22 protein-coding genes are annotated in these 25,413 nt (G+C 52.0%); 12 read left to right on the top strand and 10 right to left on the bottom strand.

Annotated elements, in window-relative coordinates:
- Positions 1-933, bottom strand: a 933-nt coding sequence (locus ACO6UY_RS05955) for a hypothetical protein (RefSeq protein ID WP_422489376.1), incomplete at its 3' end; no start/stop codon positions are given.
- Positions 934-1,554: 621 nt separating this feature from the next.
- On the opposite strand from ACO6UY_RS05955, the gene waaF reads away from it, so the two are divergent.
- From waaF to ACO6UY_RS05970, 3 genes are all read left to right on the top strand, one after another.
- Complete coding sequence (gene waaF, locus ACO6UY_RS05960; RefSeq protein WP_422489378.1) at positions 1,555-2,640, top strand: lipopolysaccharide heptosyltransferase II; 1,086 nt, start codon at positions 1,555-1,557, stop codon at positions 2,638-2,640.
- A complete protein-coding gene (gene waaC / locus ACO6UY_RS05965) occupies positions 2,637-3,647 on the top strand; it encodes a lipopolysaccharide heptosyltransferase I (RefSeq protein WP_422462930.1) in 1,011 nt (336 codons plus the stop codon). Before waaF ends, waaC begins: the two co-directional genes overlap by 4 nt.
- Positions 3,648-3,754: 107 nt before the next feature.
- Entirely contained in the window at positions 3,755-4,003 is a 249-nt protein-coding gene (locus tag ACO6UY_RS05970; protein WP_101745297.1) for an acyl carrier protein, read from the top strand.
- A 40-nt stretch (positions 4,004-4,043) separates the two neighbouring features.
- Here the strand turns inward: ACO6UY_RS05970 and ACO6UY_RS05975 are convergent, their stop codons facing one another.
- The 3 genes from ACO6UY_RS05975 to argH all read right to left on the bottom strand — a co-directional run bounded on the left by ACO6UY_RS05975 (position 4,044) and on the right by argH (position 8,433).
- A complete protein-coding gene (locus ACO6UY_RS05975; protein WP_422489380.1) occupies positions 4,044-5,294 on the bottom strand; it encodes a pyridoxal-dependent decarboxylase, exosortase A system-associated in 1,251 nt (416 codons plus the stop codon).
- Entirely contained in the window at positions 5,291-6,922 is a 1,632-nt protein-coding gene (locus ACO6UY_RS05980) for an acyl-CoA ligase (AMP-forming), exosortase A system-associated (RefSeq protein WP_422468357.1), read from the bottom strand. The genes ACO6UY_RS05975 and ACO6UY_RS05980 overlap by 4 nt, the downstream gene beginning before the upstream one ends.
- Positions 6,923-7,011: 89 nt before the next feature.
- Complete coding sequence (gene argH, locus ACO6UY_RS05985) at positions 7,012-8,433, bottom strand: argininosuccinate lyase (RefSeq protein WP_422468355.1); 1,422 nt, start codon at positions 8,431-8,433, stop codon at positions 7,012-7,014.
- A gap of 417 nt (positions 8,434-8,850) precedes the next feature.
- On the opposite strand from argH, the gene ACO6UY_RS05990 reads away from it, so the two are divergent.
- The 3 genes from ACO6UY_RS05990 (at position 8,851) to hemC (ending at position 11,966) form a co-directional block, all read left to right on the top strand.
- On the top strand, positions 8,851-9,927 hold the full coding sequence (locus tag ACO6UY_RS05990; protein WP_422449708.1) for a sensor histidine kinase: 1,077 nt from the start codon (positions 8,851-8,853) through the stop codon (positions 9,925-9,927).
- Positions 9,928-9,970: 43 nt separating this feature from the next.
- Entirely contained in the window at positions 9,971-10,708 is a 738-nt protein-coding gene (locus ACO6UY_RS05995; protein ID WP_422449707.1) for a LytR/AlgR family response regulator transcription factor, read from the top strand.
- A 325-nt stretch (positions 10,709-11,033) separates the two neighbouring features.
- Positions 11,034-11,966, top strand: coding sequence for a hydroxymethylbilane synthase (gene hemC / locus ACO6UY_RS06000; RefSeq protein WP_422449706.1), 933 nt, complete (start codon positions 11,034-11,036; stop codon positions 11,964-11,966).
- 61 nt (positions 11,967-12,027) lie between these two features.
- Here hemC and ACO6UY_RS06005 read toward each other — a convergent pair whose 3' ends face one another.
- Positions 12,028-14,628 (bottom strand): hypothetical protein, encoded by a 2,601-nt coding sequence (locus ACO6UY_RS06005; RefSeq protein ID WP_422489382.1) that lies wholly within the window; start codon positions 14,626-14,628, stop codon positions 12,028-12,030.
- A gap of 89 nt (positions 14,629-14,717) precedes the next feature.
- On the opposite strand from ACO6UY_RS06005, the gene ACO6UY_RS06010 reads away from it, so the two are divergent.
- The 6 genes from ACO6UY_RS06010 to ACO6UY_RS06035 all read left to right on the top strand — a co-directional run bounded on the left by ACO6UY_RS06010 (position 14,718) and on the right by ACO6UY_RS06035 (position 20,924).
- Positions 14,718-15,473 carry a uroporphyrinogen-III synthase gene (locus ACO6UY_RS06010; protein WP_422449703.1) on the top strand — a complete coding sequence of 252 codons (756 nt, stop codon included), beginning with the start codon at positions 14,718-14,720 and terminating at the stop codon, positions 15,471-15,473.
- Positions 15,474-15,562: 89 nt separating this feature from the next.
- Positions 15,563-16,873 carry a uroporphyrinogen-III C-methyltransferase gene (locus ACO6UY_RS06015; protein WP_422449702.1) on the top strand — a complete coding sequence of 437 codons (1,311 nt, stop codon included), beginning with the start codon at positions 15,563-15,565 and terminating at the stop codon, positions 16,871-16,873.
- Entirely contained in the window at positions 16,870-18,108 is a 1,239-nt protein-coding gene (locus tag ACO6UY_RS06020) for a heme biosynthesis HemY N-terminal domain-containing protein (protein ID WP_422449701.1), read from the top strand. Before ACO6UY_RS06015 ends, ACO6UY_RS06020 begins: the two co-directional genes overlap by 4 nt.
- Entirely contained in the window at positions 18,105-18,482 is a 378-nt protein-coding gene (locus tag ACO6UY_RS06025; RefSeq protein WP_422449700.1) for a DUF423 domain-containing protein, read from the top strand. Before ACO6UY_RS06020 ends, ACO6UY_RS06025 begins: the two co-directional genes overlap by 4 nt.
- Before the next feature lie 91 nt (positions 18,483-18,573).
- On the top strand, positions 18,574-19,305 hold the full coding sequence (trmB, locus tag ACO6UY_RS06030) for a tRNA (guanosine(46)-N7)-methyltransferase TrmB (RefSeq protein ID WP_422449699.1): 732 nt from the start codon (positions 18,574-18,576) through the stop codon (positions 19,303-19,305).
- A 983-nt stretch (positions 19,306-20,288) separates the two neighbouring features.
- On the top strand, positions 20,289-20,924 hold the full coding sequence (locus ACO6UY_RS06035) for a hypothetical protein (RefSeq protein ID WP_422489384.1): 636 nt from the start codon (positions 20,289-20,291) through the stop codon (positions 20,922-20,924).
- Between the two features lie 19 nt (positions 20,925-20,943).
- On the opposite strand, the gene hemW is transcribed toward ACO6UY_RS06035, so the two are convergent.
- The 5 genes from hemW to metX form a co-directional block, all read right to left on the bottom strand.
- Positions 20,944-22,095 (bottom strand): radical SAM family heme chaperone HemW, encoded by a 1,152-nt coding sequence (hemW, locus tag ACO6UY_RS06040; protein WP_422449697.1) that lies wholly within the window; start codon positions 22,093-22,095, stop codon positions 20,944-20,946.
- A gap of 22 nt (positions 22,096-22,117) precedes the next feature.
- Entirely contained in the window at positions 22,118-22,741 is a 624-nt protein-coding gene (gene rdgB / locus ACO6UY_RS06045) for an RdgB/HAM1 family non-canonical purine NTP pyrophosphatase (RefSeq protein WP_422449696.1), read from the bottom strand.
- Positions 22,742-22,820: 79 nt separating this feature from the next.
- Complete coding sequence (locus tag ACO6UY_RS06050; RefSeq protein ID WP_422449695.1) at positions 22,821-23,303, bottom strand: DUF4426 domain-containing protein; 483 nt, start codon at positions 23,301-23,303, stop codon at positions 22,821-22,823.
- 199 nt (positions 23,304-23,502) lie between these two features.
- Positions 23,503-24,105, bottom strand: coding sequence for a methionine biosynthesis protein MetW (gene metW / locus ACO6UY_RS06055; RefSeq protein WP_422449694.1), 603 nt, complete (start codon positions 24,103-24,105; stop codon positions 23,503-23,505).
- Positions 24,102-25,247 carry a homoserine O-succinyltransferase MetX gene (gene metX, locus ACO6UY_RS06060; protein WP_422461047.1) on the bottom strand — a complete coding sequence of 382 codons (1,146 nt, stop codon included), beginning with the start codon at positions 25,245-25,247 and terminating at the stop codon, positions 24,102-24,104. The genes metW and metX overlap by 4 nt, the downstream gene beginning before the upstream one ends.
- Positions 25,248-25,413: the final 166 nt, after the last annotated feature.

Genomic DNA, 25,413 nt, shown 5'->3' on the forward strand with positions numbered 1-25,413 from the left:
AATGGCACTGTCTACCGAGATAAATGATACCGACCTGACTTCTTCTGCGACATTTTCCTCAGCGATAACACCGTCAACCGTCAAGTCGACATCGGTCAAGGAAACCGTGCCCACAATACCAGGAACCATGTCCTCTTCCAGAGCGTCTGCTTCTGCACCATTGATCAGGCCAGTGGTACCATCGACCGCCACGCCAACAACAGGCAGTGAAACCGAAACCGGGGCATCAACCACCATACTTGTTTCAAAACCGGCTTCGCCCACAACAATGGCACTGTCTACCGAGATAAATGATACCGACCTGACTTCTTCTGCGACATTTTCCTCAGCGATAACACCGTCAACCGTCAAGTCGACACTGGTCGAGGATACCGTGAGCAGTGTACCAGGAAGTAACGCAACCTTGGCCGATCCGACTTCTGAACCACCTACGATGACACAGCCAACCGTTACCTCACCACCGTTCTGGAAAACCGTGCCCACAACAATACCAGGAAACACCATGACCTCTTCCAGAGCGCCTGCTTCTGAACCATTGACTCCGCCAGTGGTACCATTGCCCTCCACGCCAGCAGCAGACAGTGAAACCGGAGCCAGGGCATCAACCCCCATACTTGTTCCAAAACCGACTTCTTCTGCGACATTGTCCCCAGCGATAACACCGTCAACCGTCAAGTCGACACCGGTCACGACAACCGTGATCAGGGTATCAGGAAGTACCAGCATAACCTTGGACGTTCCGGCTGTGGAACCATCTACGATGGCACAGCCAACCGTTGCCACGTCACCGTTCTGGAAAACCGTGCCCACAACAATACCAGGAACCACCATGACCTCTTCCAGAGCGCCTGCTTCTGCGCCAATGACCACTGCAATAGCGCTGTCGACCGCCACGGTGGCACCGCTGGCATCTTCCCTGAGTGCTGGTGCCATAATCGGTATCGCCGCGGGAGCCGGCCTGGTGCTGGCATGTTTTGGGGGGGCGTGCATTTACCGCTATTACCAACGCAGGTCAGGCACATACCGGCTTAAGGATTGCAATCGGTTGCCAGGGCATCGATCTGAACTACCGTCGTCGTATGATCAGGTGGCGTATACTTATAAACTGGAGTCCATTCCAGCGAGCAGGCAACGAAGTCAGAAAACACCTGCCCATGGAAACAGGAGCAAGCACTCGAAGGTATAAACTCAACGCATGTGGTTTCATTAACCGCTTTGCCGTGAAAAATATTTTGCTTAACCATTTTTCATCCCTGAGGGTGGCGCAAAACATTTTCACGCGCCATGGGCATTTGTGGTGCAGTCTTTAACTTACCCAAGCAGGGAGTAGGTGTTAATGTCTACCCTGAGAAGGTGCCTTAAAGCCTACGTATGGCAAGGCTTTCACGCTTAAGTCAGTGCCATTGGTTCAGACACCCCTTTCAACCTGTTGACCAGTTCAGCCCATCCAGGTTCTCCAGCCCCGGAGAGTCTTGCTCATTAACCGGTCACTTTTTACCTGCGCAAACAGCGCTTATAATTCCCTCCCATTCACTATAAGGAATTCCAGACGGGATGAAATATCTGATCGTCGGTCCCTCATGGGTAGGGGACATGGTAATGGCACAAACGCTGTTCATTGCCCTGAAACAACAACACCCTGATGCCATCATCGATGTACTCGCTCCCGCCTGGAGCCTGCCGATCATTGAGCGTATGCCTGAAGTTCGCAGGGGGATTGATATGCCCCTGGGTCATGGCAAACTGGGGCTTAAAGCCCGCTACCAGCTGGGCAAAAGCCTGAGGGCGGAAGGCTACACACATGCCATCGCCTTACCCAACTCGTTCAAATCAGCACTGGTGCCCCTCTGGGCCAACATCAGGCACCGTATTGGCTGGCGCGGTGAAATGCGCTACGGGCTACTGAACGACATTCGCAGGCTGGATAAAAGTCAGTACCCACTGATGGTGGAACGGTTTGTCGCCCTGGCCTATCCGGAGGGTGCTTCACTACCGGAGCCTCTGCCGATTCCTGCACTTCAGGTAGACAGTAATACCGCCAGCAAAGTCCCTGGCCGCTACCACCTGCACACCGACAGGCCCATTCTGGCACTGTGCCCGGGTGCTGAGTTTGGCCCCTCCAAGCAGTGGCCAACCGGTTACTACGCCGAAGTGGCACGCTCCCTTGCTGAACAGGGATGGCAGGTTTGGCTGTTTGGCTCAGCCAAAGATAAAGCGGTCACCGCTGAAATAAAGAACGGCCTGCCTGATGCATTGCAGCAGCACTGCCATAACATGGCCGGTGAAACATCGCTGGCGGATGCCATCGACCTGCTCTCCTTTGCCAGCGCTGTGGTCAGTAATGACTCTGGCCTGATGCATATAGCGGCAGCCCTGAATCGCCCCCTGGTGGCGGTTTACGGGTCAACTTCGCCCGATCATACGCCGCCCATGAACAAAAACAGTGAAACACTGTCTATGAAGCTGGATTGCAGCCCCTGTTTCAAAAGGGAGTGCCCGCTCGGGCATTTGAACTGCATGAAACAGCTGTCTCCAGACAGGGTTCTGGCTGCCATCGCTCATCTGACGAGCGACCAGGACGGTCACCATGAAAAGCATCCTGAAATAACGCTGGTCGAAGAAGGAGGTAACGCCCGTTGACTCAACCAAGGCATGTTCTGGTGGTAAAAACTTCCTCTATGGGGGATATCATCCACACCCTTCCGGCACTGACCGATGCCGTATCAGCCATACCCGGTCTTCGTTTTGACTGGGTGGTGGAAGAGAGTTTTGCCGAGATTCCAGCCTGGCATCCCGCGGTTGACCGGGTGATTCCTGTCGCTGTGCGCCGCTGGCGCAAGTCGTTGCTGCAAACCTGGAAATCCGGGGAGTGGCAGCAGTTCAAAAAAGCCCTGGGTGCCAGTAACTTCGATGCCGTGATTGACGCCCAGGGGCTGTTAAAAAGCGCTTTCATTGCCAGAAAAGCCAAAGGTCCTCGCTTTGGGCTGGATAAACAGTCTGCCCGTGAGCCGATTGCCAGCCGTTTTTACCAGTTCCCTCAAGCGGTCCCATTGGAACAGCATGCCGTTGAGCGTGTTCGCCAGCTCTTTGCCAAATCGCTGGCCTATGTATTACCGAAAACACCGGGTCAGTTTCTGCTGAATAAAGACAAATTCCCCAAAGGGCTGATTAAGGACAAGCCTTATGTGGTGTTTGTTCACGGAACCACCTGGCCGACCAAACACTGGCCTGAAAACTACTGGTGTGAGTTGGCGCAGAAAGTGAATCAGGCCGGTCTTCAGGTCGTATTGCCCTGGGGTAATGACCATGAAAAGGCCAGGGCAGAGCGCATTGCCAATGCCAGCAGCCAGGCCACCGTGCTGCCGAAGCTGTCACTGGCTGACGTTGCTGGCGTGATTTGTGAAGCCCGGGCAGCCGTTGCCGTTGATACCGGCCTGGGACATTTAACAGCAGCACTGGAAACACCGGCGGTCTCGCTCTATGGACCCACCAGCCCGGTAAAAGTCGGTGCTTATGGCACGGGACAGAAGCACCTGACCCTTGAACACTGTCCAACCGGCGAGTTTCCTGCCACCAATCCCGGAATTTTTGCACCGATGACACCGGATGTGGTCTGGCGGGCTCTTGAGTCACAGATCGAACGTTAATCCTTATCACAACATAGAAGTTTCCGTTTATTCCATGCTGACGACCACAGTTGCGCCATAGACGGAAAATGCCTAAAGTGGCCGATTTTTACCCCTCGGGATGATAAATGACCAAGCTGGAACAAATGAACGCCATTTTGGCAGATCTTCTCAAGCTGGATACCAGTGAGTTCAATGAACAGACTGAACTGCTGGGAGCCCTTCCGGAGTTCGACTCCATGGCCGTGGTTGGGTTGATTACGGCAATGGAAGAAACCTTTGGCATTGCCGTCAACGACGATGATCTGGACGCCGAACTGTTCGAAACCGTTGGCTCTGTTCTTTCCTATGTGGATGCAGTTGGGGCAATTGCCTGATGGTTATTTCCAGGCCAGATTAATTCCGGCCTGGCTCTTCTCACAATAACAACTCCACCACTTCGGGATGCCCGAGAAACTTCTGAGGGCTGGCGGTTGCGCCATAAGCGCCAGACTGCAGAACCACGATATAGTCTCCCACCTCCGCTTTTGGCAATGCCAGTTTTGCCCCGACAACATCCAGAGGCGTACAGAGCGGTCCGACAATCTCGACCACTTCCTGTTCGCCACTGTCAAGGCAATGGGCCAGAACTACCGGGTAATTTTTTCGGATGACCTGGCCAAAGTTGCCTGAGTTGGACAGGTGATGGTGCAGCCCGCCATTGGTCATCAGGAAGGCCTGTCCACGGGATTCTTTTTTATCCGTCACCTGACAAATATAATACCCCGCCTCCCCCACCAGCCAGCGCCCAAGCTCCATCACCACCTCTGATGACTTGAGCGAATCCGGACGATGATCCAGAAGGTACTGCAGGTTTTCGGCAATACCTTCCATTGCCAGCGTCTGTTCTCCGGGGAAGTAGGGAATGCCCAGGCCGCCGCCGATATTGATATGCCTGACCGGAGCTCGAACCAGATCGGCCAGCCTGGCGGCCAGTTCAAAGGTTTGCTGATGGCACTCAATCAGAGACTCTGCCTTGAGATTCTGCGAGCCAGAAAAAATATGGAAACCCTGAAAGTCCAGTTTATCCAGATCAAGCTCCGCCAGAATAGACGGCATTTGTTCAGCATCTATACCAAACTGTTTGGGGCCGCCAGCCATTTTCATGCCGGAGGTCTTTAACTCAAAGTCCGGATTCACCCGAAATGCGATACGGGGGCGAATACCCAGCTGCTGGTGACAGAGGTACAGCCGTTGCAACTCCAGGGGGGACTCGATATTGATGGTAATACCTGCCGCAACGGCGGCTCTCAGTTCATGTTCTCCCTTGGCCGGCCCGGCAAAACTGATATTGGCCGCCGCCATACCGGTCCCCAGGGCAACCAGCATTTCCCGGTGGGAAGCAACATCCAGCCCATCCACACACTGTGCCATATGGCCCACGACGGCGGGCATCGGGTTGGCTTTTATGGCGTAGTGAAGCTTCAGCTCTGCGGGCATCTGCTGACGAAACTGGGCGACTCTCTGGGTCAGGGCCTGCCGGTCGTAGATGTAGCAGGGTGAAGAGCCGGCAATCGTCACCAGATCAGCAGCGGTATACCCGGCAATCAGTAATTGGTTATCCCTGGACTGAAGACTGGCCAGCCGGTGATGTCCTTTAGTCATTTTCTCTTGCCCAAGATCATTCACGAAACAGGAGCCTCCTCGTCCTGAAACAGCCTCCGGTAGGCTTCCAGTAATGGCTTGCGATCAATTTTACCATTGGGATTTCTGGCAAGTGTCGTTTGCTGGATAACACGGATGGGGACCATATAAGCGGGCAGACATTGCTGGCAGTGGCGGATCAATGAGGGTTCATCGATTTCACTGCTGCTCACTACGACCAGAACGATGGCCTGCCCCAAACGGAAGTGCGGGACACCAATAGCCGCCACTTCTGCCACCAGCCCGGATGAATAAACCACCTCTTCCACTTCCGTTGGGCTGACCCGATAACCGGAGGTTTTGATCATATCGTCGCGACGACCGACAAAATAAATATATCCATTGTCGTCTTTACGAACAATATCACCGGACCAGACGGCCAGCTCTTTGCCCGGAATTCCCGGTATGGCACAGGGTGCAGGCCGGAAGCGTTCAGCGGTTCGCTCCGGATCATTCCAGTATCCCATGCTGACCAGGGCACCACGGTGCACCAGCTCGCCGGGTTCATGGGGTCCACAGATCTCACCCAGCTCATTGATCACCATCACATCCGCATTGGGAATGGCTTTACCCATAGACCCGGGTCGTAAATCAATCTGTTCGGGAGGAAGAAAGCAGGAGCGAAATGCCTCGGTCAAACCATACATCAAGTAAGGTTTGGCATAGCGAAAACGCTGTCGCAGTACGGCCAGGGTGGCCGTCGGCATGGCACCACCGGTATTGGTAAAGTAGCGCAGACTGTCACCAGCCCCTTGTGGCCAGGGCAGATCGGCTATCTGAACCCAGAGTGGCGGAACCAGGCCAAGCCCGGTGATCTGCTGTTTCTCCACCGTTTTAATCACATCCCCGGGGAGAAGGTATTCCAGTAGATAACAGCTGGCACCCACCAGAAATGCCGTTGTCAGCTGGCTGAAACCGTAATCAAAACTGAAGGGCAAAACACAGAGCAGGCGGTCTTCCGGTGTATTGCCCAGATACTGGGCAACACTGCTGGCCCCCGTGACCATATTACGGTGTGACAGCACAACGCCTTTGGGCTTTCCTGTACTGCCGGAGGTATAAAGAATCGCCGCCATATCCGCATCAATGGACGACACCGGTTCCCACCAGGCACAGGGCTTGAGGAAATTTGCCCAGTTCATTGGGTTGGCGGATTGTCGATGAACGAAAGTACTATCAGACAAGGGATTATTGACCGGGTCCTCATCAGCAAGGTCACCATCAACCAGAATCACTTGCATAAGGTCATGGCACTGGTGAATTTCAGCTTCCAGCTGCTGATAGCGGGCTTTGTTAGTCATCAGCACACGAACATTGCAGTCTTTGAGAATATGAAAGACCTGGGGCGCTTTCAGCACTGGATTGACGGGCACCATAACGCCACCGGCGGCCGTTGCACCAAAGTAGCTGAAGACCGCTTCCGGCGTTTTAGGCAGGTAGATTGCCACCCGTTCATGTTGCATCAGACCCAGCTTTTGCAACCCGGCGGCCACCGAACGAATCTGTCGGGAAACGGTCTGGTAATCAAACCACTGGTCTTTGCAGCCCAGGGCTTTCGAGGAAGGCGAACGTTCTGCCTGGCGCAGAACAATCTGGTGTAACAACAAGCTCATGGGTTTAACAACGGCTCAAAAGTATATCAACCATGGCGGTTGATCTATTCCCATGGGTTGTCATGGGAATAGAAGGCCACCGCCACACTTTAAAGTGTTTTACGGGCATTCAGCACAGCCTGCCGGACCTGCTCTGGCGCTGTACCACCGAGATGATTACGGGCGCTTACCGAGCCTTCCAGCGTCAGGACATCAAATACATCCTGCCCGATCGTATCGGAGAAAACCTGAAGCTCCGCCAGCGTCATCTCAGACAGGTCCCGGCCTTCCTGAATACCAAAGGCCACCGCTTTACCCACCACTTCATGGGCATTCCTGAAGGGCATGCCACGGCGCACCAGGTAATCCGCCAGATCGGTAGCGGTGCTGAAACCCCGGCGGGCGGCTTCCAGCATGTTTTCTTTACGGGCCTGAATATGCGGCACCATATCAGCAAACGCCCGCAGACAATCCCTGAGGGTATCCACCGTATCAAACAGTGGTTCCTTATCTTCCTGATTGTCTTTGTTGTAAGCCAGCGGTTGGGATTTCATCAAGGTCAGCAATGACACCAGATGGCCATTGACCCGGCCGGTTTTGCCTCTGACCAGTTCCGGCACATCCGGGTTTTTCTTCTGCGGCATAATGGAAGAGCCGGTACAGAAGCGATCTGGCAGGTCAATAAAGTTAAACTGCGCTGAAGTCCACAGCACCAGCTCTTCAGACATGCGTGACAAGTGCGTCATGATCAGGGCCCCGGCGGCACAGAACTCAATGGCAAAGTCCCGGTCACTGACGGAGTCCAGAGAGTTGCGGGAAGGGCGCTCAAAACCAAGGGCAGAAGCCGTATATTCCCGATCAACAGGGTAGGTGGTGCCTGCCAGTGCAGCAGCACCCAGGGGGCTGATATTAACACGCTTGCGGCAGTCCTGCAGGCGCTCATCGTCACGCACCAGCATCTCATACCAGGCCATAAGGTGATGACCGAAGGTCACAGGCTGTGCTGTTTGCAGATGGGTAAAGCCTGGCATGATGGTGTCGGCTTCACGCTCGGCAACCACCAACAGGCCGTGCTGCAGGCGCTTGAGTTCTGCTGATATGGCGTCAATCTCATCACGCAGCCATAAACGAATGTCGGTAGCGACCTGGTCATTTCTGGAGCGCCCGGTGTGCAGTTTTTTGCCGGCAGCGCCAATGCGATCCGTCAGGCGAGCCTCGATATTCATGTGAATGTCTTCAAGTTCAATAGACCAGTCGATACGGTCCTGCTCAATATCCTCAAGAATACCTTCAAGGCCAGAGATAATGGCGTTGAGTTCATCTTCGCTCAGAATACCTGCCCGGTGCAGCATCCGGGCATGGGCCACTGACCCCTGGATATCGTGGCGATAGAGGCGTCGGTCAAAATCAATAGAAGCGGTAAAACGGGCAACAAAGGCATCGACGCCTTCGCTGAAACGCCCACCCCATTGTTGATTAGAGCTGTGGTTACTGCGTTTTTCACCCTGATCTGCTGAATGGCTTGCCGACATTAATCTCTTCCCCACCCGGTTCTCATTTTTTAAAGACGAACGTACAATCAATACCGCTCCGGCATTGGCGCGTTGTGAGCGGAGGCATTATATCGGTGTCATGGCTTGATTGCATCGCCCACCTCCTTCCGGGCAAGAGAATAGACAGACTTCCGATAACAATAATGCACTGCCTCTTTCCTGAGAGGCCGCCTGAGATAAACAGCCCCTGATAAAAACGGGTTCTCAAATAAGTAGTTAACCAAATGAAATCGTATTTTCTGACTAAGTGGACAGCCACTCTGCGGCGTTACAACTCCGGTCACATAGCTAAGGCTATGCTCCCTTCGTTGTGCCTTGCATAGTGACTGCCCACTTAGCCAGAAATATACGATTCCATTTGGCCAACTACTTAGCATTAAGAACAAGAGCCGCCCCATGATGATCCAGCCCCGGCACAACAAAGATGACTTTTTTCTCCCCGATCTTGGGTCAGGTCAGTCGGTGTTGATGCTGGTGCTGATTTCTGAGTTGTTTGTCCTGGTTCAGGTGCTTGCCCTGCCTGGCGAGGTCGACTTCAGCTGGACACGACTGGCCATGCTGTCACTGTTTGTTCAGTGGATTGTGCTCTCCAGCAGCGCCTTTCTCTATCTGGCCAGGCCTTTCCTGAAGGGGCTTCTCACCTGGCAGTCGGTCATGATTTCTCTGTTGGGCGTACAGATCATTACGCTGCTGCTTACGTTGCTCTCTCAGGCCTTACTGTCGCCAGTTCACTTTGCACCGGACTGGCAACAGGTCAACCGCAATCTGCTGGCGGCACTGATTATCTCGGCCATGCTGCTGCGCTATTTTTACATTCAGTATGAAGTCAGTTTGCAGCAGCAGGTTATCCACAATGCCCGCCTCGACTCATTGCAGGCGACGATGCGCCCGCATTTCCTGTTTAACTCCATGAACATTATTGCCAGCCTGATTCAGGTCAACCCTGAAAAAGCAGAGCAGGCGGTGGAAGACCTGTCAGACCTGTTCAGGGCCAGCCTGCAAAATCCCGGTCAAAATAAGAGTGCGGTCGTCCCCATCCAGAAAGAGATACAGATCAGCGAAAGTTACCTGAGAATCGAGCAGCAAAGGCTGGGTGAGCGCCTTGAGGTCAAGTGGCTGGTTGGTGAACTTCCGCACAGGCTGTCTATTCCTCCCTTTACTTTGCAGCCTTTGGTGGAGAACGCCGTTTACCATGGCATTCAGCCACTGGAGGCCGGTGGCTGCATTACCATCAGCATCAACATTGATCAGCAAATGGTTCAGATTTCTGTAGAAAATCCGATGCCATATACTGAGACCATTTCCAAGGGCAATCAGATTGCCTTGAACAATATCCGTTCCCGCCTGGCGATGCTCTATGGCAGCAAAGCCAGCCTGACCACGGATATCCGGGAGCATTCCGGTGTCAAATGGTACACGGCGCAGGTGCACTATCCCTGCCAATGGGACAACGCTGTTGATTTACAAATTTGATAAGAACATTGATAAATTACTGACGGGAACCGATCACTGAACAATGAATGTCCTGATTGTTGATGATGAGCCACTGGCCCGGGAACGGCTGAGACACCTGATTGGCCGGATTGATAACTTTATGGTGCTTGAACATGAGGCCAGCAATGGACGGGATGCCATCGATCTGTGCAGCCAGTACCACCCCGATATCGTGTTGATGGACATTCGTATGCCCGTAATGGGCGGGCTGGAGGCTGCCAGGTATATCAGCGCCATGGACAAGCCACCGGCCGTGGTTTTCTGCACCGCCTATGACAATCATGCCCTGGAAGCGTTTGATGCCCAGGCCGTGGGTTACCTGCTGAAACCGATTCGTCAGGACCATTTGAATCAGGCATTACAACGTGCCAGCAAAGTGAATCGTCTGCAACTGGCCTGGCTGAACGACCATCTGCCAGAGCATCAGGAGCAGGGCCATATTGCCGCCAAAACCCTGCGCGGTATCGAGTTGGTTCCCCTGAATGATGTGCTCTACTTTATGGCGGATAATAAATATGTGACGGTCCATCATCGCCAGGGTGAAGTGCTGATTGATGATTCGCTCAAAACCCTGGAAGAAGACCACAGCCAGCACTTTGTCAGAATTCACCGAAATGCGCTGGTGCGCCGTGATGCCATTGAAAGTCTGTCCCGGGATGATAAGGGGCACTGTTTTATCCATCTCAGGGCAGTGCCACAGCCACTGTCCATCAGCCGACGTCATGTGCCGTTGATCAAAAAGATCATGCAATCCCTGTAACGTCTGACTTCCCTTCCGGGCTCTGCTTGGCCAACAGAGCCTGCCTCTGTCTCTTAAAGCCGGTCTGTCGTATTATCCCTCACAAATGTTTTGCCAGCAGTGTGTTTGTCTATAGCTGGCACTGTAATAGTCCTTACATAACCTCCTTATTGCTTAGGCTCTAAACTTCGTTCGTCCTGAGCCTGTCGAAGGGCGTGGGCTCCGTGCTCACGCATTGTGCCTGTCACCCTTCGACTCCGCTCAGGATGAACGGAGATCACGCTCTAAACCGGGAAGTTAATGTAGGGACTGTTCCTTAATTTGAACAATAGAAGCCATCAATCCTGTGAAAACCGTTCGTATCGCCACCCGTAAAAGCGCCCTTGCCCTGTGGCAGGCGGAATATGTCAAACAGCAGCTGGAACACCATCACCCGGATATCCGGGTCGAACTGGTCAAAATGACCAGCCAGGGCGATCGCATTCTGGACGCGCCACTGGCGAAAATTGGTGGCAAGGGACTGTTTGTCAAAGAGCTGGAAAATGCGCTGTTGGAAGGTCGCGCCGATATTGCGGTGCATTCCATGAAGGATGTCCCCATGGAGTTTCCCGAAGGGCTTGGCCTTGGGGTTATCTGCCCGCGGGAAGACCCACGGGATGCCTTTGTCTCCAATCACTATGCTTCTCTGGATGCACTCCCACCGGGTGCCGTTGTTGGCACATCAAGCCTGCGCCGGCAGTGCCAGATACTGGCTGCCCGTCCTGATCTGACCATTCAGTTTCTGCGGGGTAATGTGAATACCCGTCTGGCCAAACTGGATGACGGCCAATATGACGCTATCATTCTGGCAGCCGCAGGATTGATTCGACTGGCGATGGCTGACCGCATTCGCAGTTACCTGGATACCACTGTGAGCCTGCCCGCGGCCGGACAGGGTGCCGTCGGTATTGAGTTACGCCAGGATGACGAGCAAACCAGACAACTGATTGCCCCTTTGCACGACGAACACACGGCCATCCGGGTGGGTGCTGAACGGGCCATGAACAGACGACTGAATGGTGGTTGTCAGGTCCCGATTGGCGGATTTGCAGAGCTGGACGGAGACCGGCTATTTCTCAGAGGCCTGGTCGGCAGCCCTGATGGCCAGACCATTTATCGCAGTGAAGTGATCTGTACCGCTGAAGAGTATGAATCTGCCGGTATTCAGGTGGCTGAATCACTGCTGAAACAGGGGGCGGATAAAATCCTTGCTGGATTGAGCTCTGCGGAGGGCAGGTAAAGCCGCCTTCCGACGGCGTTGGTGTTGATCTGGTGTGGTGTAAACTGCTCTTGATTAAAACCTAAAGAATATCGTTAAAATCAATAAACTCTTCTTCCTGAGAAGAAAGAAATGTCAATGCTGTTGTGGGATCCGAGCTAGTAAATCCGGGCTCACCACCAACGGGTATTTGTACAAATCCGTTACTGGATGGCACTTGTGGTGCCTCCATCAATCCAAAATTCCCCCCCCCACTGAGTGCACCAAATAAGCCCGTGGATCCTGACGGGGGCATTGATTGTGACGCAGATCCAACATTTTCTGACCTGCCGGGTGCGCCAAATAAGCCCGTGAATCCTGACGGGGGCACTGATTGTTGTGCCGCAGATCCAACATTTTCCGACCTGCCGAGTGTACCAAATAAGCCCGTGGATCCTGACGGGGGAACTGAATTTGACGCAGATCCAACATTTTCTGATCTACCGGGGGCACCAAACAAGCCCGTGAATCCTGACGGGGGCACTGATTGTTGTGCCGCAGATCCAACATTTTCCGACCTGCCGAGTGTACCAAATAAGCCCGTGGATCCTGACGGGGGAACTGAATTTGACGCAGATCCAACATTTTCTGATCTACCGGGGGCACCAAACAAGCCCGTGAATCCTGACGGGGGCTCTGATTGTTGTGCCGCAGATCCAACATTTTTCGACCCACCGGGTGTACCAAACAACCTCGTGGATCCTGACGAGGGCACTGATCCAAACCCAACATTTTTTGACCCGCCGGGTGGACCAAACAAGCTCGTGGACCCTGACGAGGGCTCTGATCCAAACCCAGCATTTTTTGACCCGCCGAGTGGAACAAACAAGCTCGTGGATCCTGACGAGGACTCTGATCCAGACCCAATATTTTTCGACCCGCCTGGTGGACTAAACAAGCTCGTGGATGATGACGAGGGCTCTGATCCAAACCCAACCTTTTTCGACCCGCCGGGTGAACCAAACAAGCTCGTGGATCCTGACGAGGGCTCTGATCCAAACCCAACCTTTTTCGACCCGCCGGATGGACCAAACGTCAACCCACCGAATGTACCAAATAAGCCCATTGGTCTTGACGGGGGTACTGATTGTTGTGCCGCAGATCCAAAATTCCCAAACCCACTGGGTGCATCAAAGAAGCTCCTGGATACTGACGGGCTTTCAGATGCCAAACCTCCAGAATCGCGACCAAACAGTCCACTCTGACGGTTTGAACGTTCCATACCGAACCGACCCATTGGCCTGTGGCTTGCCGGAAGCTTTGGACCATTTCTGAGATCATGGCGATTAATACCATAACTCCTGAATTTATCCACGGCATCCAGAAATACTGTGAAGTTAAATACCTTTTTTTCAAAATCAAATACTTCACTCAACTTGATGGCATAAGCCTGTTCTTTACTATATCTGCAAACAATCTCAATTTTATCACCCCAGTAATCAAATGGTGTTTTTAAATACACTTTGGTTTTATCATCAAAATAGGCCGGATAGTTCTTCATGAGTTTACTCATCACAAGCTCACACCGAACACAGTTAATAACATTTGAAACAGCCTCATTCACTGATTTGGATTCATTCAGGATCTGTGAATCCAATCGAACTTCGAATGGATGATTCACCCCATCTATAAAAAAGTTTCTGACCAGGGAGAAATCCATATCCGTTGACTCTGCCAAACCGGGAATCAGCTCATGAGGATTTGGCTTTGACAGTGAAATCATTGATGTGATTTCAGGTACCCCCCACCCCCCGGACTGCTCTCTGTCATTCTCAAGCGCAGCACGCAAATCAATAAGAGATTTACTGACCGCCGTATTTGATAAGGCTTGTTTGGCGTCCTGGATTCTATCTCTAATAGTATTTTCACTTTCATCCGTCATATTTTCTGAGTTTATTTTACGTCTGACAGACTTTGTATTGTCAATGGTATGCTCAAAACCCTGATTAAATGTTCGTTCCAGGGTGATTATACTCTCTTCTGCTCTCCAGTGGTTTTCATCAAATTGATCAACCAGGTTCTTCAAATCATTTTCTTTGCCATACTTTCTTTCCATTTCATTCTTTTGTTCCTCAGTTATATTTTCCACACGTAATCCAGAGGCTTTAATACCGGAGTAGCCCAGTTGCGTTACAATAAGTTCGTCTACTAGTTTGCCGTATTGATGAAGGAAGCCATTCGCACTTCCATGGTCCGGAAACATTGAATATGGATATGGACACTCAGGCACCACTGCTTTGTCATTTCCTTTTTGGACATACAAGCAATCTTTTCTCTCGCATTTTTGCTCAGCTTTCTTCAACCATTCAGTACCGCTGTTATAAAAGATATTTTCTTTATCGTGCGGCTTTTCACTTCTGCAGGTAGCACATATTGTTATAGCGGTAGCTTGATTGTCGGCGGTCATTTTCCTGATAATACATTCCTGGTGTTCAAAATGATGGCAAGGTCTTTCTATAATGCCTTTTTCTTCCGAGAATAGTGCTTCTTGACAGATTGGACAATTATCAGACATTCGACTTTTAACTGTATCCGTGTGACTCAGCCTATGCCCGTTTAATAAAACTATTTCAGTGATGGATGTTGGTGTAAAATTCGATTCGACTCGAGTGTTTGCATTCGTTACTTGTACATTTGTTTCCATGAATAATATTCTCTGTCTGGTTGATTGCACTTGACGTCTGAGTAGCACCAACTCTGACTTATTGGATAAAGAATTAGTTCAACTGCATAATGAAACTGTCTCATATTCGCGCATTGGTAACCCGCCCTGAGCCTCAGGCACAGGCTTTGGCAGATGCCATCAAGAAAACTGGTGGCCAGGCCTGGCCCGTACCCATGCTTGCTATTGATGCGCTGGCAGAAACACAGGCAATGACAGACTGCCTGCTGATGCTCGACCAGTTTGACCATATTATTGTCACCAGTCGTCCGGCCGCCCGCCTGGGCGTAGAGCTGATCGAACGGTACTGGCCACAGCTACCAATTCACTGCCAGTGGTTTGCCATTGGCAGCAGCACAGCAGCTGAACTTGAGCAGTTTGCGATCAGGGCTGACTATTCAGACACCGGCGTAGACAGTGAGGCCCTTCTTACCCTGGATACATTTAACCATGTTCAGAATAAGAAGGTCCTGATTATCAAGGGCGTGGGGGGACGGGAGATGCTGAAAGAGCAGCTCACTAATGCCGGTGCCACGGTCCACACACTGGACGTTTACCAGCGTTCCTGCCCCACCTATGAACGCAATGCAGTGGTAAAAAAGTTGGAAAGCCATTCAATCAATGTCATTCTCTGCGGTAGTGGCGAAACCCTGACAAACCTTGGGTACTATTTACCCATGCCCTATCGAGCTGACTACCGGCTGCTTGTTCCCAGTGAACGGGTTGCCAGGGAGGCCCATAGCCTGGGTTTTCAACAGGTAACCAATACTGGTGGCGCCAGCAACGAGATGATGTTGCAAGCATTGGCCCAAATCTGCCTCTTGTGAAAAATGAGCGGGAACCTTGAAAGAAGTGCCCGGGCAAGAGATAGAAAAACAAGGGAGACTATCCTCTCGAACAATCGGAAGGCCCAAGCGTGAGCGATACAGACCAGAACACAGACCGTTTACCAGACAATACCCCTGAAGATGTTCAGCAGAAAACCGACATCTATTCAGCGAAAGAGTCCCATTCAGAACAGCAAGCCGCCAAAAAACACCAAAGCAAAGGTTCAGGTAAAGGTCTGGCAGGCTTTGCCCTGTTATTGTCCGCCTGCGCCCTTGGCCTCAGTGGCTACATCGGCTGGCGGGCCATGCCACTGGAACAGAACCAGCCGGTTCTGCTTGATGGCATGGATCATCTGCAGACACAGATTGCACGACAACAGGCCAGGCTGACTACGGTGGCACAAAACACCGCCACCGATATAGAAAGACACGAAGAACAGTTGCAAGCCCTGCAACAGCGGGAAGACAGACTTTTATCCCGGGTTGATACCCTGTCCAGCAAAGTCCGGGAACTTGAAGGTTCCACACGCAACCAATGGCGTATTGCCGAAGTCGAATACCTGCTGCGCCTCGCCAATCAGCGACTGCTGACGGTCAATGATGTTACCGGGGCCCTTGAACTGATGGCCAGTGCCGGGCAGATACTGGGGCAACTGGATGACTACACTCTCTTTCCGGTCAGAGAGGCCCTGGCAGAAGATATAGCGGTTCTGAAAGCGACCACCCTGCTGGATCAGGAAGGTATCTGGCTGCGACTGCAAGCCATTGCAGATTTGATCCCCGGTCTTGTGATCCTGGATGATGGCCATATTGCCGATGTGGCCAGTGCCCCGGACCCCGGATCAATGGTCACTGATGAAACTAACCCACCAGCGGACAGAACCTGGCAGGAAACCATCAAGGCCATAGTGCTGGACACCTGGCACCGTTTCACCAGACTGTTCCGTATTAATACCCAGCGAGAGCAACCCATTGAAGTATTGCTGACACCGGAACAGGAGCAGTTAATCCGTCAGAAGATGCTGATGTTGATCGAACAGAGTAAACTCGCGCTGATTACCGGACAACAGACGATTTATCAAAACAGTCTCAAACAAACCAGCGACTGGCTGAGTCGCTATTTTATGCTCGGTGGTGATGTCAGCAATCAGCTGGCTAAAGAGCTTACTGAACTGGAAGGACTCTCCATTACCCCCGATATGCCCACTATTCATCGTTCTCTGGAGGCACTGAAAGAGCACCAGTCCAGCTCAACTCTCACACCTGCAGACGATGATTCAACCATCGAGCCGGAAGAAAACCAGACAACACCAGCATCACCCGATGGCGATGAAGGGAAAAGCAGTCCGCCATTGATAGAGCCGGATCAGCCTGATGAACAGGGAGTGCAACTTTCATGAAAGGGTTTGCACTGTTCCTGACCATTGTTTCTGCCTGTTTCTTACTGGCCAATATCATGGTCAACGACCATGGTTATGTGCTGATTGCTTACGATGAGATGACCTTTGAAAGCAGTCTCTGGGGTTTGCTGCTGCTGGTTGTCATTTCCCTTGGCCTGGTCTGGCTGGCGGTGATTATGGGTCGGTTACTGCTGGGCACATTCAGTGTTATCTACCCACTGTCAACGGGTGCCCGCAAAGCCAGGGCCAGAAAACTGTTTGATCGGGGTCTGGCTGAGTTTACCAAAGGGCACTGGCGAAAGGCGGAGCGGCTCCTTGGGCAGGCGGCGAAAAACAGTGAATCACCGTTAATCAACTATCTGGCCGCCGCCAGGGCGGCCCATGAAGCAGGAAATCATGAAGCCAGCGCCAACTGGCTAAGACAGGCGGACAGCAAGGCACCGGGTGCAGAAATGGCGATTGGTATCACCCAGGCACAACTGCAACTGGCCAGTAACCACCTGGAACAGGCGCTGGCCACATTGACCCATCTGCACAAGAAGTATCCACGTCATGGCTACATTCTGAAAATGCTCAAGCAGGTCTATATCCGCCTGAATGACTGGCAATCACTGGAAAAACTGCTGCCCAGGCTGCGCAAGCAAAAAGTGATTAAGGACGACGAATATCACCAGCTGGAACAACAGGCATTCAAAGCGCTGTTCGAACAGGCTTATAACTACGGCCGAAACCGCGTCTCCAGCGAAGAGAAAACCAAACCGGCGGATGATATCTGGTCCGGCCTGAGCCACAGTCAGAGGAAGGATCCGGCCATCCTCTATCGCTACTGTGACTGTCTGGTTCGACTGGGTGCTGGGGAAAAAACCGAACTGCTGCTGCGGGAAAATCTTCATCACTGCTACAGCGAGCCATTGATCCGCCTTTATGGCAAAACGCCGGGCAAAGACCTGAAAAAGCAACTGCTGTTTGCAGAATCGCTGCTCAACCAGCGGACCAATGACCCCGAACTGTTACTGGCGCTTGGTCGCCTGGCACTGCGCAATGAACTCTGGGGTAAAGCCCGGGAGTATCTTGAAGCCAGCCTCAGGCTCCGGAAAAGTGTTGATGTGTATAACGAACTGGGTCATCTGCTGGCACACCTTGATGAGTTTGAAACCAGCTCACACTATTTCCAGGAAGGCCTGTTGTTAGCGGCGGACAGTGCAACCCATCTGCCGGGGATGCACAAGTCATGAATGCCCTGTTGGTTGGTGCCATCAGCGGTATGACTGCCGTGGCACTGAGCGCCTTTGGCGCTCATGCGCTGGAGGGCGTTCTCTCTGAGCGGGCAATGGACACTTTTCAGACCGCCGCAGACTATCAGTTCTACCATAGCCTGGCACTGGTGTTTGTGGCCTTGCTGGGAACAAATTACCCGGACTCAACAAAGCTGAAGTGGAGCGCTGGCCTCTTTGCTGTGGGCATTGTGCTGTTTTCAGGGAGCCTCTATCTCTTGAGTTTGAGCGGCATCCGCTGGCTGGGGATGATTACACCGCTTGGAGGTGTTTCATTCATCATTGGCTGGTTGATACTGGCCTTTTTTGCCGCCAGAGATTATTCCCGCATCTAAGAGGCTGCTGAGAATAGACAGCCTCTAAAATTTGCATTTTACGCCCCGAGCAGTATCTTACGCCGATCATTTTCTACCAACTCAGATCTCCATGAACGATACTGTAAAACCGGCCGATGAGGCTGATGAGCCACAACAGGAAACGCTCCACAAACGTCAAATCAAGAGTTTTGTGCTCCGCGCTGGCCGCATGACCACGGGCCAGCAAAGGGGCTGGGATGAGTGCTGGCAGGACTGGGGACTGACTCTGGTGCAAGGCACAGAGGGTTTCCTGAATGCCTTTACGGATGCAGCACCCCGGGTTCTGGAAATTGGCTATGGCATGGGACATTCCCTGGTCACCATGGCGACACAGGAGAGCGATAAGCAGTTTATTGGTATTGAAGTACACCGCCCGGGTGTCGGCAGCCTGCTTAATGAAGCCCGTCTGGCAGGCATCCACAACCTGAGAACCTATTGCGACGATGCAGTTGAAGTGCTGAAGCAGTGCGTACCCGATGGTAGCCTGTCACGGGTACAGATTTACTTCCCGGACCCATGGCACAAGAAACGCCACCACAAACGCCGCCTGATTCAACCGGCTTTTATTGAGTCTATTCGTCCCAAGCTGGACATCGGTGGCATTATTCACCTGGCCACTGACTGGGAAAATTATGCCGAACAGATGCTGGAAGTGATGAACTCAGCAGAAGGCTTCGAGAACATGGCCGCAGAAAACGGTTATTCGCCAAGACCGGATTTTCGTCCGCTCACCAAGTTTGAAAAGCGTGGTCATCGATTAGGGCACGGGGTTTGGGACCTGCTGTTCAAGCGCATCCGGTAGATGGCCTTGTGGAACCTGCCCCTAGGAGGCTGTCCGAGAATAGACTGCCCTACTGCGGTGGCAGCAAATTGGTCTAAAAAGTCGGAAATTTTTAGCAAATAGAACCACTATTCACTAAAAATTTCCGACTTTTTATCCTCAATTTTCTGCCATCCTCGCTACGGGCGCTATTCTCGGACAGCCTCCTAGGAGCCTGACCGAGAATAGACTGCCCTGTAACGTTAGCAGGTAAACGTCGATGGCAATATATAACCCTGCGGGCAAATTATAGCGGTTCTCAATTTCAGTTTGAGGATAAGGTGCTACTCGATCTAAAACTATCTTATAGAATAAACATCTATATACCCATTAAATTCACTTAATGGGTGTATAAAATGGCAGATCCGCTTCGTCCAAACCCTTTTCAACCCATCCAGAATTTTTCTGCCACGGAAATGCCAGGGCAGCGACGTCCAAATCAACCGCCAAAACGCAGTGAGGTTCAGGCAGATAAACAACTACCAACGGCTCCCCGGCACCACGAGTCCGTGACGAAAAACCCGAGAGAGTTAACGGCACATAGTATAACGACGAAAAAAACCACGGCTCACTCCGGCCATTTTAAAAGCCATGGCAAGACAAAGTATGATCAACAATCGGCCAGACCATCATCGCAACCGGCACGGAGTCGGCCAAATCTTTTGAATAATGGCAGCAAGGCAACGTCTGTAACCACAGTAAAAAATCTATTTACCCCCCTGCCAGTTTCAATCTCTGCACATTCCGGTTATAAGCCCCGACAACCATCGGTAAACTCACGACGGGACAGTCATTCCTTATCAGGCAGAACAGAATCCAATACCAGTAACCGTACGTTATTGGGCGCATCAGGCCAAACAAACTCCACCAGAACCATTTCCCAAAAAGCAAGGATAAGCTGCTGCGAGCTACCAACCCGACCCAGGCCTGCGGAGCCCGGTGGTTTTGAGAATCAGTTGCAGGAGATGGGGCAACGGATGTGCCAGAGAAAAGCTGAATTTAAGGTAAAAGAAGGAGCTGCCAATAAAGAATTTGTGGTAGGCATTGACCAGCCATTTAAAAAAAATCTCGAGCCTTTTTGGCAGAGATCCTCTGCTACAACGTTGACTCAACCTCCTGTGCTCAGCTGTGAAAGGCAACTCCCTGAGAACTGCCCGAACACTCCGGGAATAACTATTCAATCAACCTGTAAGGTGCTGCACACACCTGAAAATATTGCACCAACCATAGAATTAGTAGTGGAGGAGCATATTAAGTGCGCGACAATCAACGTGGGCAAAAGTCTTCAATCTCTTCGAAAGGCTTTACTGGATGTGTACAAACAACTCTCCTGGAGAGCAACATCAACATGGAACGCTGCTATGGCCTTTAATAGCAGTCAAGGCAGCCTGAATATGTTGGCCTCTCAATACCAAACAAAAAATATTGGCAGCCTGCCCCCTGCGGATATTGGTAACTTCAGAGATGATGTACAAAAGTGTGTTCATAAGTTTATAGAGGCAACAAAAGAGATAAAATCGGATCGCGGAAGGCTTGTCACCTTAGCAATAAATATCTCCATGTCTCCAGCAGACGAGCCCAACAGAACCGGCAATACCTGACCACGCCCCAGCGAATCACTCACGCAAACAATTCCAGCAAATCATTCAGAAAAAGCCGACCGGCAGGAGTAGGCTTGAGCCTCGACTCTAAAGATTCCAGCAACGCTTTTTGCCGGGCAAGTTTCAGTTGCTGGTGGATACCGCTTAATGTCTGTCCCGTTCGCTCACCATAAAGCTGTGCATCAACGCCTTCATGCAGTCGCAGTACATTCATCATAAATTCGATGGGCAGCTCATCGGCTTCCAACTCGCGTCGCCCTGCCTCAAAGGCATGGGAAATATAGCTGTCGGCTGCCAGGTAATCTGCCGGCATGCGGGTTTTCCAGTTACGGTAAATCAGCCCGGTAGATGCATGGGTTAACTTTCCATGGGCACCAGCACCGATACCGATATAGTCACCAAACTGCCAGTAGTTCAGGTTATGTTTTGAGTGACGCCCGGGCTGACTGTAGGCAGAAATCTCATACTGTTGAAACCCCGCTGATGCCAACAGGGCCTGCCCGGCTTCCTGAATATCCCAGAGCGTATCATCCGGCGGCAATGCCGGTGTTTTGGTGTAGAAAACCGTATTGGGCTCAATGGTCAGCTGATACCAGGAGATATGCGCTGGCTTAAGGTCAATGGCCTGCTTCAGATCGTAAAGCGCATCCTCCGGAGATTGCCCCGGTAAACCATGCATCAGATCGATATTGATATTGCTGAAGCCATGGCTGGTGATTGCGGCAATGGCCTGTCGCGCTTCATCGGCACAATGAATACGCCCGAGGGCGGCCAGCTTCTCATCCTGAAAGCTTTGTACACCTAGTGAGAGCCGGTTCACACCCGCCTCCAGATACGCCTGAAAGCGATCGTGCTCATAGGTACCGGGGTTAGCTTCCATGGTGATCTCAATATCATCCGAGAACCTTACCCGCGCCTGAAGGCCGTTAAACAGCTGCTGATAAGCGTTTGCCGTCAGCAGACTGGGAGTGCCACCGCCAATAAAAATGGAATGGATCGGGCGTCCCTGGACGCTGTCCAATTCGTTGTCGATATCATGCAGCAACGCTTTGATGTAGGCATCTTCAGGAATATCGCCGGTGATCCTGTGCGAGTTGAAATCACAATAAGGACACTTTTTCACGCACCATGGCACATGAATATAAAGACTAAGGGGAGGAAGCTTAAGCATGTTAACAGCACTGAAGCAGGCTTCAGTGTTTTCTCTCCTTGAGGCGGGCAACCAACTGCTGCAATGCCTGGGCCCGGTGGCTCAGTTGATTCTTTAACTCTGAAGGCAGTTCCGCCGCCGTACAGTGTTCTGCGGGCACCAGAAACAGGGGGTCATAGCCAAACCCGTGTTCTCCCAGGGCTTCTTCAATGATATACCCCTCCCACTGGCCATGGGCAATAACCGGGGTGGGGTCATGTTCATGACGCAGGTAAACCAGCACACAGTGAAATCGTGCGGTTCGCTCGGCCGACTTAACCCCCTGTAATCGATGCAACAGCTTCTGGTTATTATCAGCAGCGGAAGCGTCGGGTCCTGCATAACGGGCAGAGTAGATGCCCGGCTCGCCATTGAGGTAATCAACCTCAAGGCCCGAATCATCGGCAATAACCGGAAGGCCTGATATTCCGGCAGCATAGCGGGCCTTGATAATGGCATTTTCAATAAAGGTCAGGCCCGTCTCTTCCGCTTCCGGCCAGGTTGAACCGATACCAAACTCACTCTGGGGCTGCATCAGAATCCCCAGGGGCTCGAACATCTTTTGAAACTCCGCCAGCTTGCCCTGATTACCACTGGCAAGCACCACCTTGCGAATCCCCTCATTCATACTGTTTCCCACAATTTTGCACTTGACCCCTGATTAAAATGTCTGACCTGCAACACAAACAGAACTAACAGGCGACATTTTAATGGTAAAAAATCTGTTCAAAGCGAAGTGTCTCGCTTCGCGAGCTGCCCTGAGGCTTAACATCTATGGCAAATTTTAGCAGCTCTTCATCTGAAAACTTAAAATCGGCCAGATAGTAAATCGCACTGCCTTCTTTGACCTCAGAAAACTTCAGGCTGCTTTTCTGAGTCAGCAGGTTCATGGTGTGGCCACTGACCCTGCCGGTGACTGCGGTACCCAGTTCATCGGATGAAACATCACGAATGGCAATGTTGACAATACCGTACCGGCTTCCTCGACGGAGACTATATTGCTCGGCAATACCAGGCGGCACAAATGTACTGTTGAAGGCACTGAAATAGATCCGGTAGTTGCCCATTTCAATGGGTTCCTGACTCATCACCCGGGCTTCCGGAATCTGGCTGTCAGCCGTCACCGGATTAACCATCCCGACAACGCCCAACACCAGCAGGGCCAGACATGCCATCCAACGCTGAGTCATTGACGTAATACTGCGCAGCATCGCCATTATGCAATTCTCCGGTTTTTTGATTTGTTCCAGAATAACTTCATCATTTTACACAGTCCTGGAGAGGGTCGCTGCCCGCTTCCCGCCACCCACTGCCCGCAAAAGCACAAGCAATTTCGGCTTTTCGGGTAGCGGGAGGCGGGCAGCGGGGAGCGTCTGTAAAAATGTGAAACTATTTCAGGATCGTTCCCAAGTGATAAATGGCCACTTCACCCATCAGGTTTGGCCAGACACGCCCCGCAAGGCCGCTTTTATACGATTGATCCACCACCATTCGGTTCAACACCCGGTAATTTTTCTCCCGGCACAGCGCTTCAAAGTCCCTGAAGGTACAAAAGTGAATATTGGGGGTGTCATACCAGGTATAAGGCATAAACTTCGAGACCGGCATGCGACCATAGGCGGCAAGATAGAGGCGGCAGCGCCAGTGGCCGAAGTTAGGAAAAGTGACAATGCATTCCCGTCCAACCCTGAGCATCTCCTCCAGCACCAGGTGTGGGAAGTGCATCACCTGAAGTGCCTGGGTCATAATCACGGTATCGAAGCTACCATCCCTGAAGTTGCCCAGCCCGCGATCCAGGTTCTGTTCAATAACGTTTACCCCCCGCTCAATGCAGGCTTCAATATCCTGGGCATTAATTTCCAGACCATAGCCACTGACCTGCTTCTCTCGTTGAAGCTCGTGCAACAGCTGTCCATCACCACAGGCCAGGTCGAGAATCCGGCTGCCCGGGGCAACCCAGTTCCTGATAATCTCAAAATCCCCCCGGCTCATAAGCACTCCTCCGCTACCCGATGCAAATAGGCCGACAAACCTCGCACGTAGCGGGGAATATCCATCAGAAAAGCATCGTGCCCCTGGGGAGCATCCACTTCAAGATACGTCACATCCTTATCCACTTTCATCAGTGCATCGACCATCTCTCTTGAACGCTCGGGGGAGAAACGCCAGTCGGTTGAGAACGAAGCAAGAAAAAATCTGGCGGTCGCCCTGCTGAGCGCATCTGGCAGGCTGTTGTCATAGTCACTGGCCGGATCAAAGTAATCCAGTGCCCGGGTCATTAACAGATAGGTGTTGGCATCAAAGCTGCCGGAAAAACTCTCCCCCTGGTAACGAAGATAACTTTCTATCTGGAACTCAACATTGTAATCGTAACTGAAGCCGTCATTTTTCAGCTCACGACCAAACTTGGCCCCCATGGCATCATCAGACAGATAAGTGATATGCCCCACCATGCGGGCAAGCCCCAATCCCTTGCGGGGAATGTTGTTCGCTTCCAGGTAACGACCACCGGCAAACTGATCATCGGACATGATGGCCTGCCGGGCCACTTCATTAAAGGCAATATTCTGGGCCGACAGCCTGGCCGCAGAAGCAATGATAACGGCATGGCGAAGTCTTTCGGGATAGGCAATGCTCCATTGCAGTGCCTGCATCCCGCCCAGGCTCCCACCGATCACTGCTGCCCATTGGGAAATACCCAGATGGTCAGCCAGCATGACCTGGCTGTTAACCCAGTCTGCGACAGTGACCACCGGAAAGTCTGGCCCATAAGGTTTGCCGGTTTCGGGATTGATGCTGGTCGGCCCCGTACTGCCATGGCATCCCCCCAGATTATTGAGGGCGACAACAAAGAACCGGCGGGTATCGATTGGTTTTCCCGGGCCAATAAAGTTATCCCACCAACCGGGCTTGCGATCTGCCATGCTGTGATAGCCTGCCGCATGATGGTGACCACTGAGGGCATGGCAGATCAGTACCCCATTGGAGCGGGACTGATTCAGCTCACCATAGGTTTCGACCATCAGCTGAAACTTGTCCAGCTGTTCGCCACAGTTCAACGACAGGGGCTGATCAAACGGTATCGCAATGGGCGCTACGAGACCAACCGAATCGGCAGGAATCAATTCAGGCATAAACTTCCTGTATCCCTTTCCTGGCCATAGCAAATTCCCAATCCGCTTAACTTTACTTATGGTGGTTCACTATGGCGCTTCAGGCTTATTATTCATTAAAGAGCGCTCTCACACGACGAGAGCAGCAGAAATTGCAGGCAGTTTATCGTCTTCATTTTTTTTTGTC

The organism is Endozoicomonas sp. ALE010 (assembly GCF_049310165.1).
Taxonomy (GTDB): domain Bacteria; phylum Pseudomonadota; class Gammaproteobacteria; order Pseudomonadales; family Endozoicomonadaceae; genus Endozoicomonas.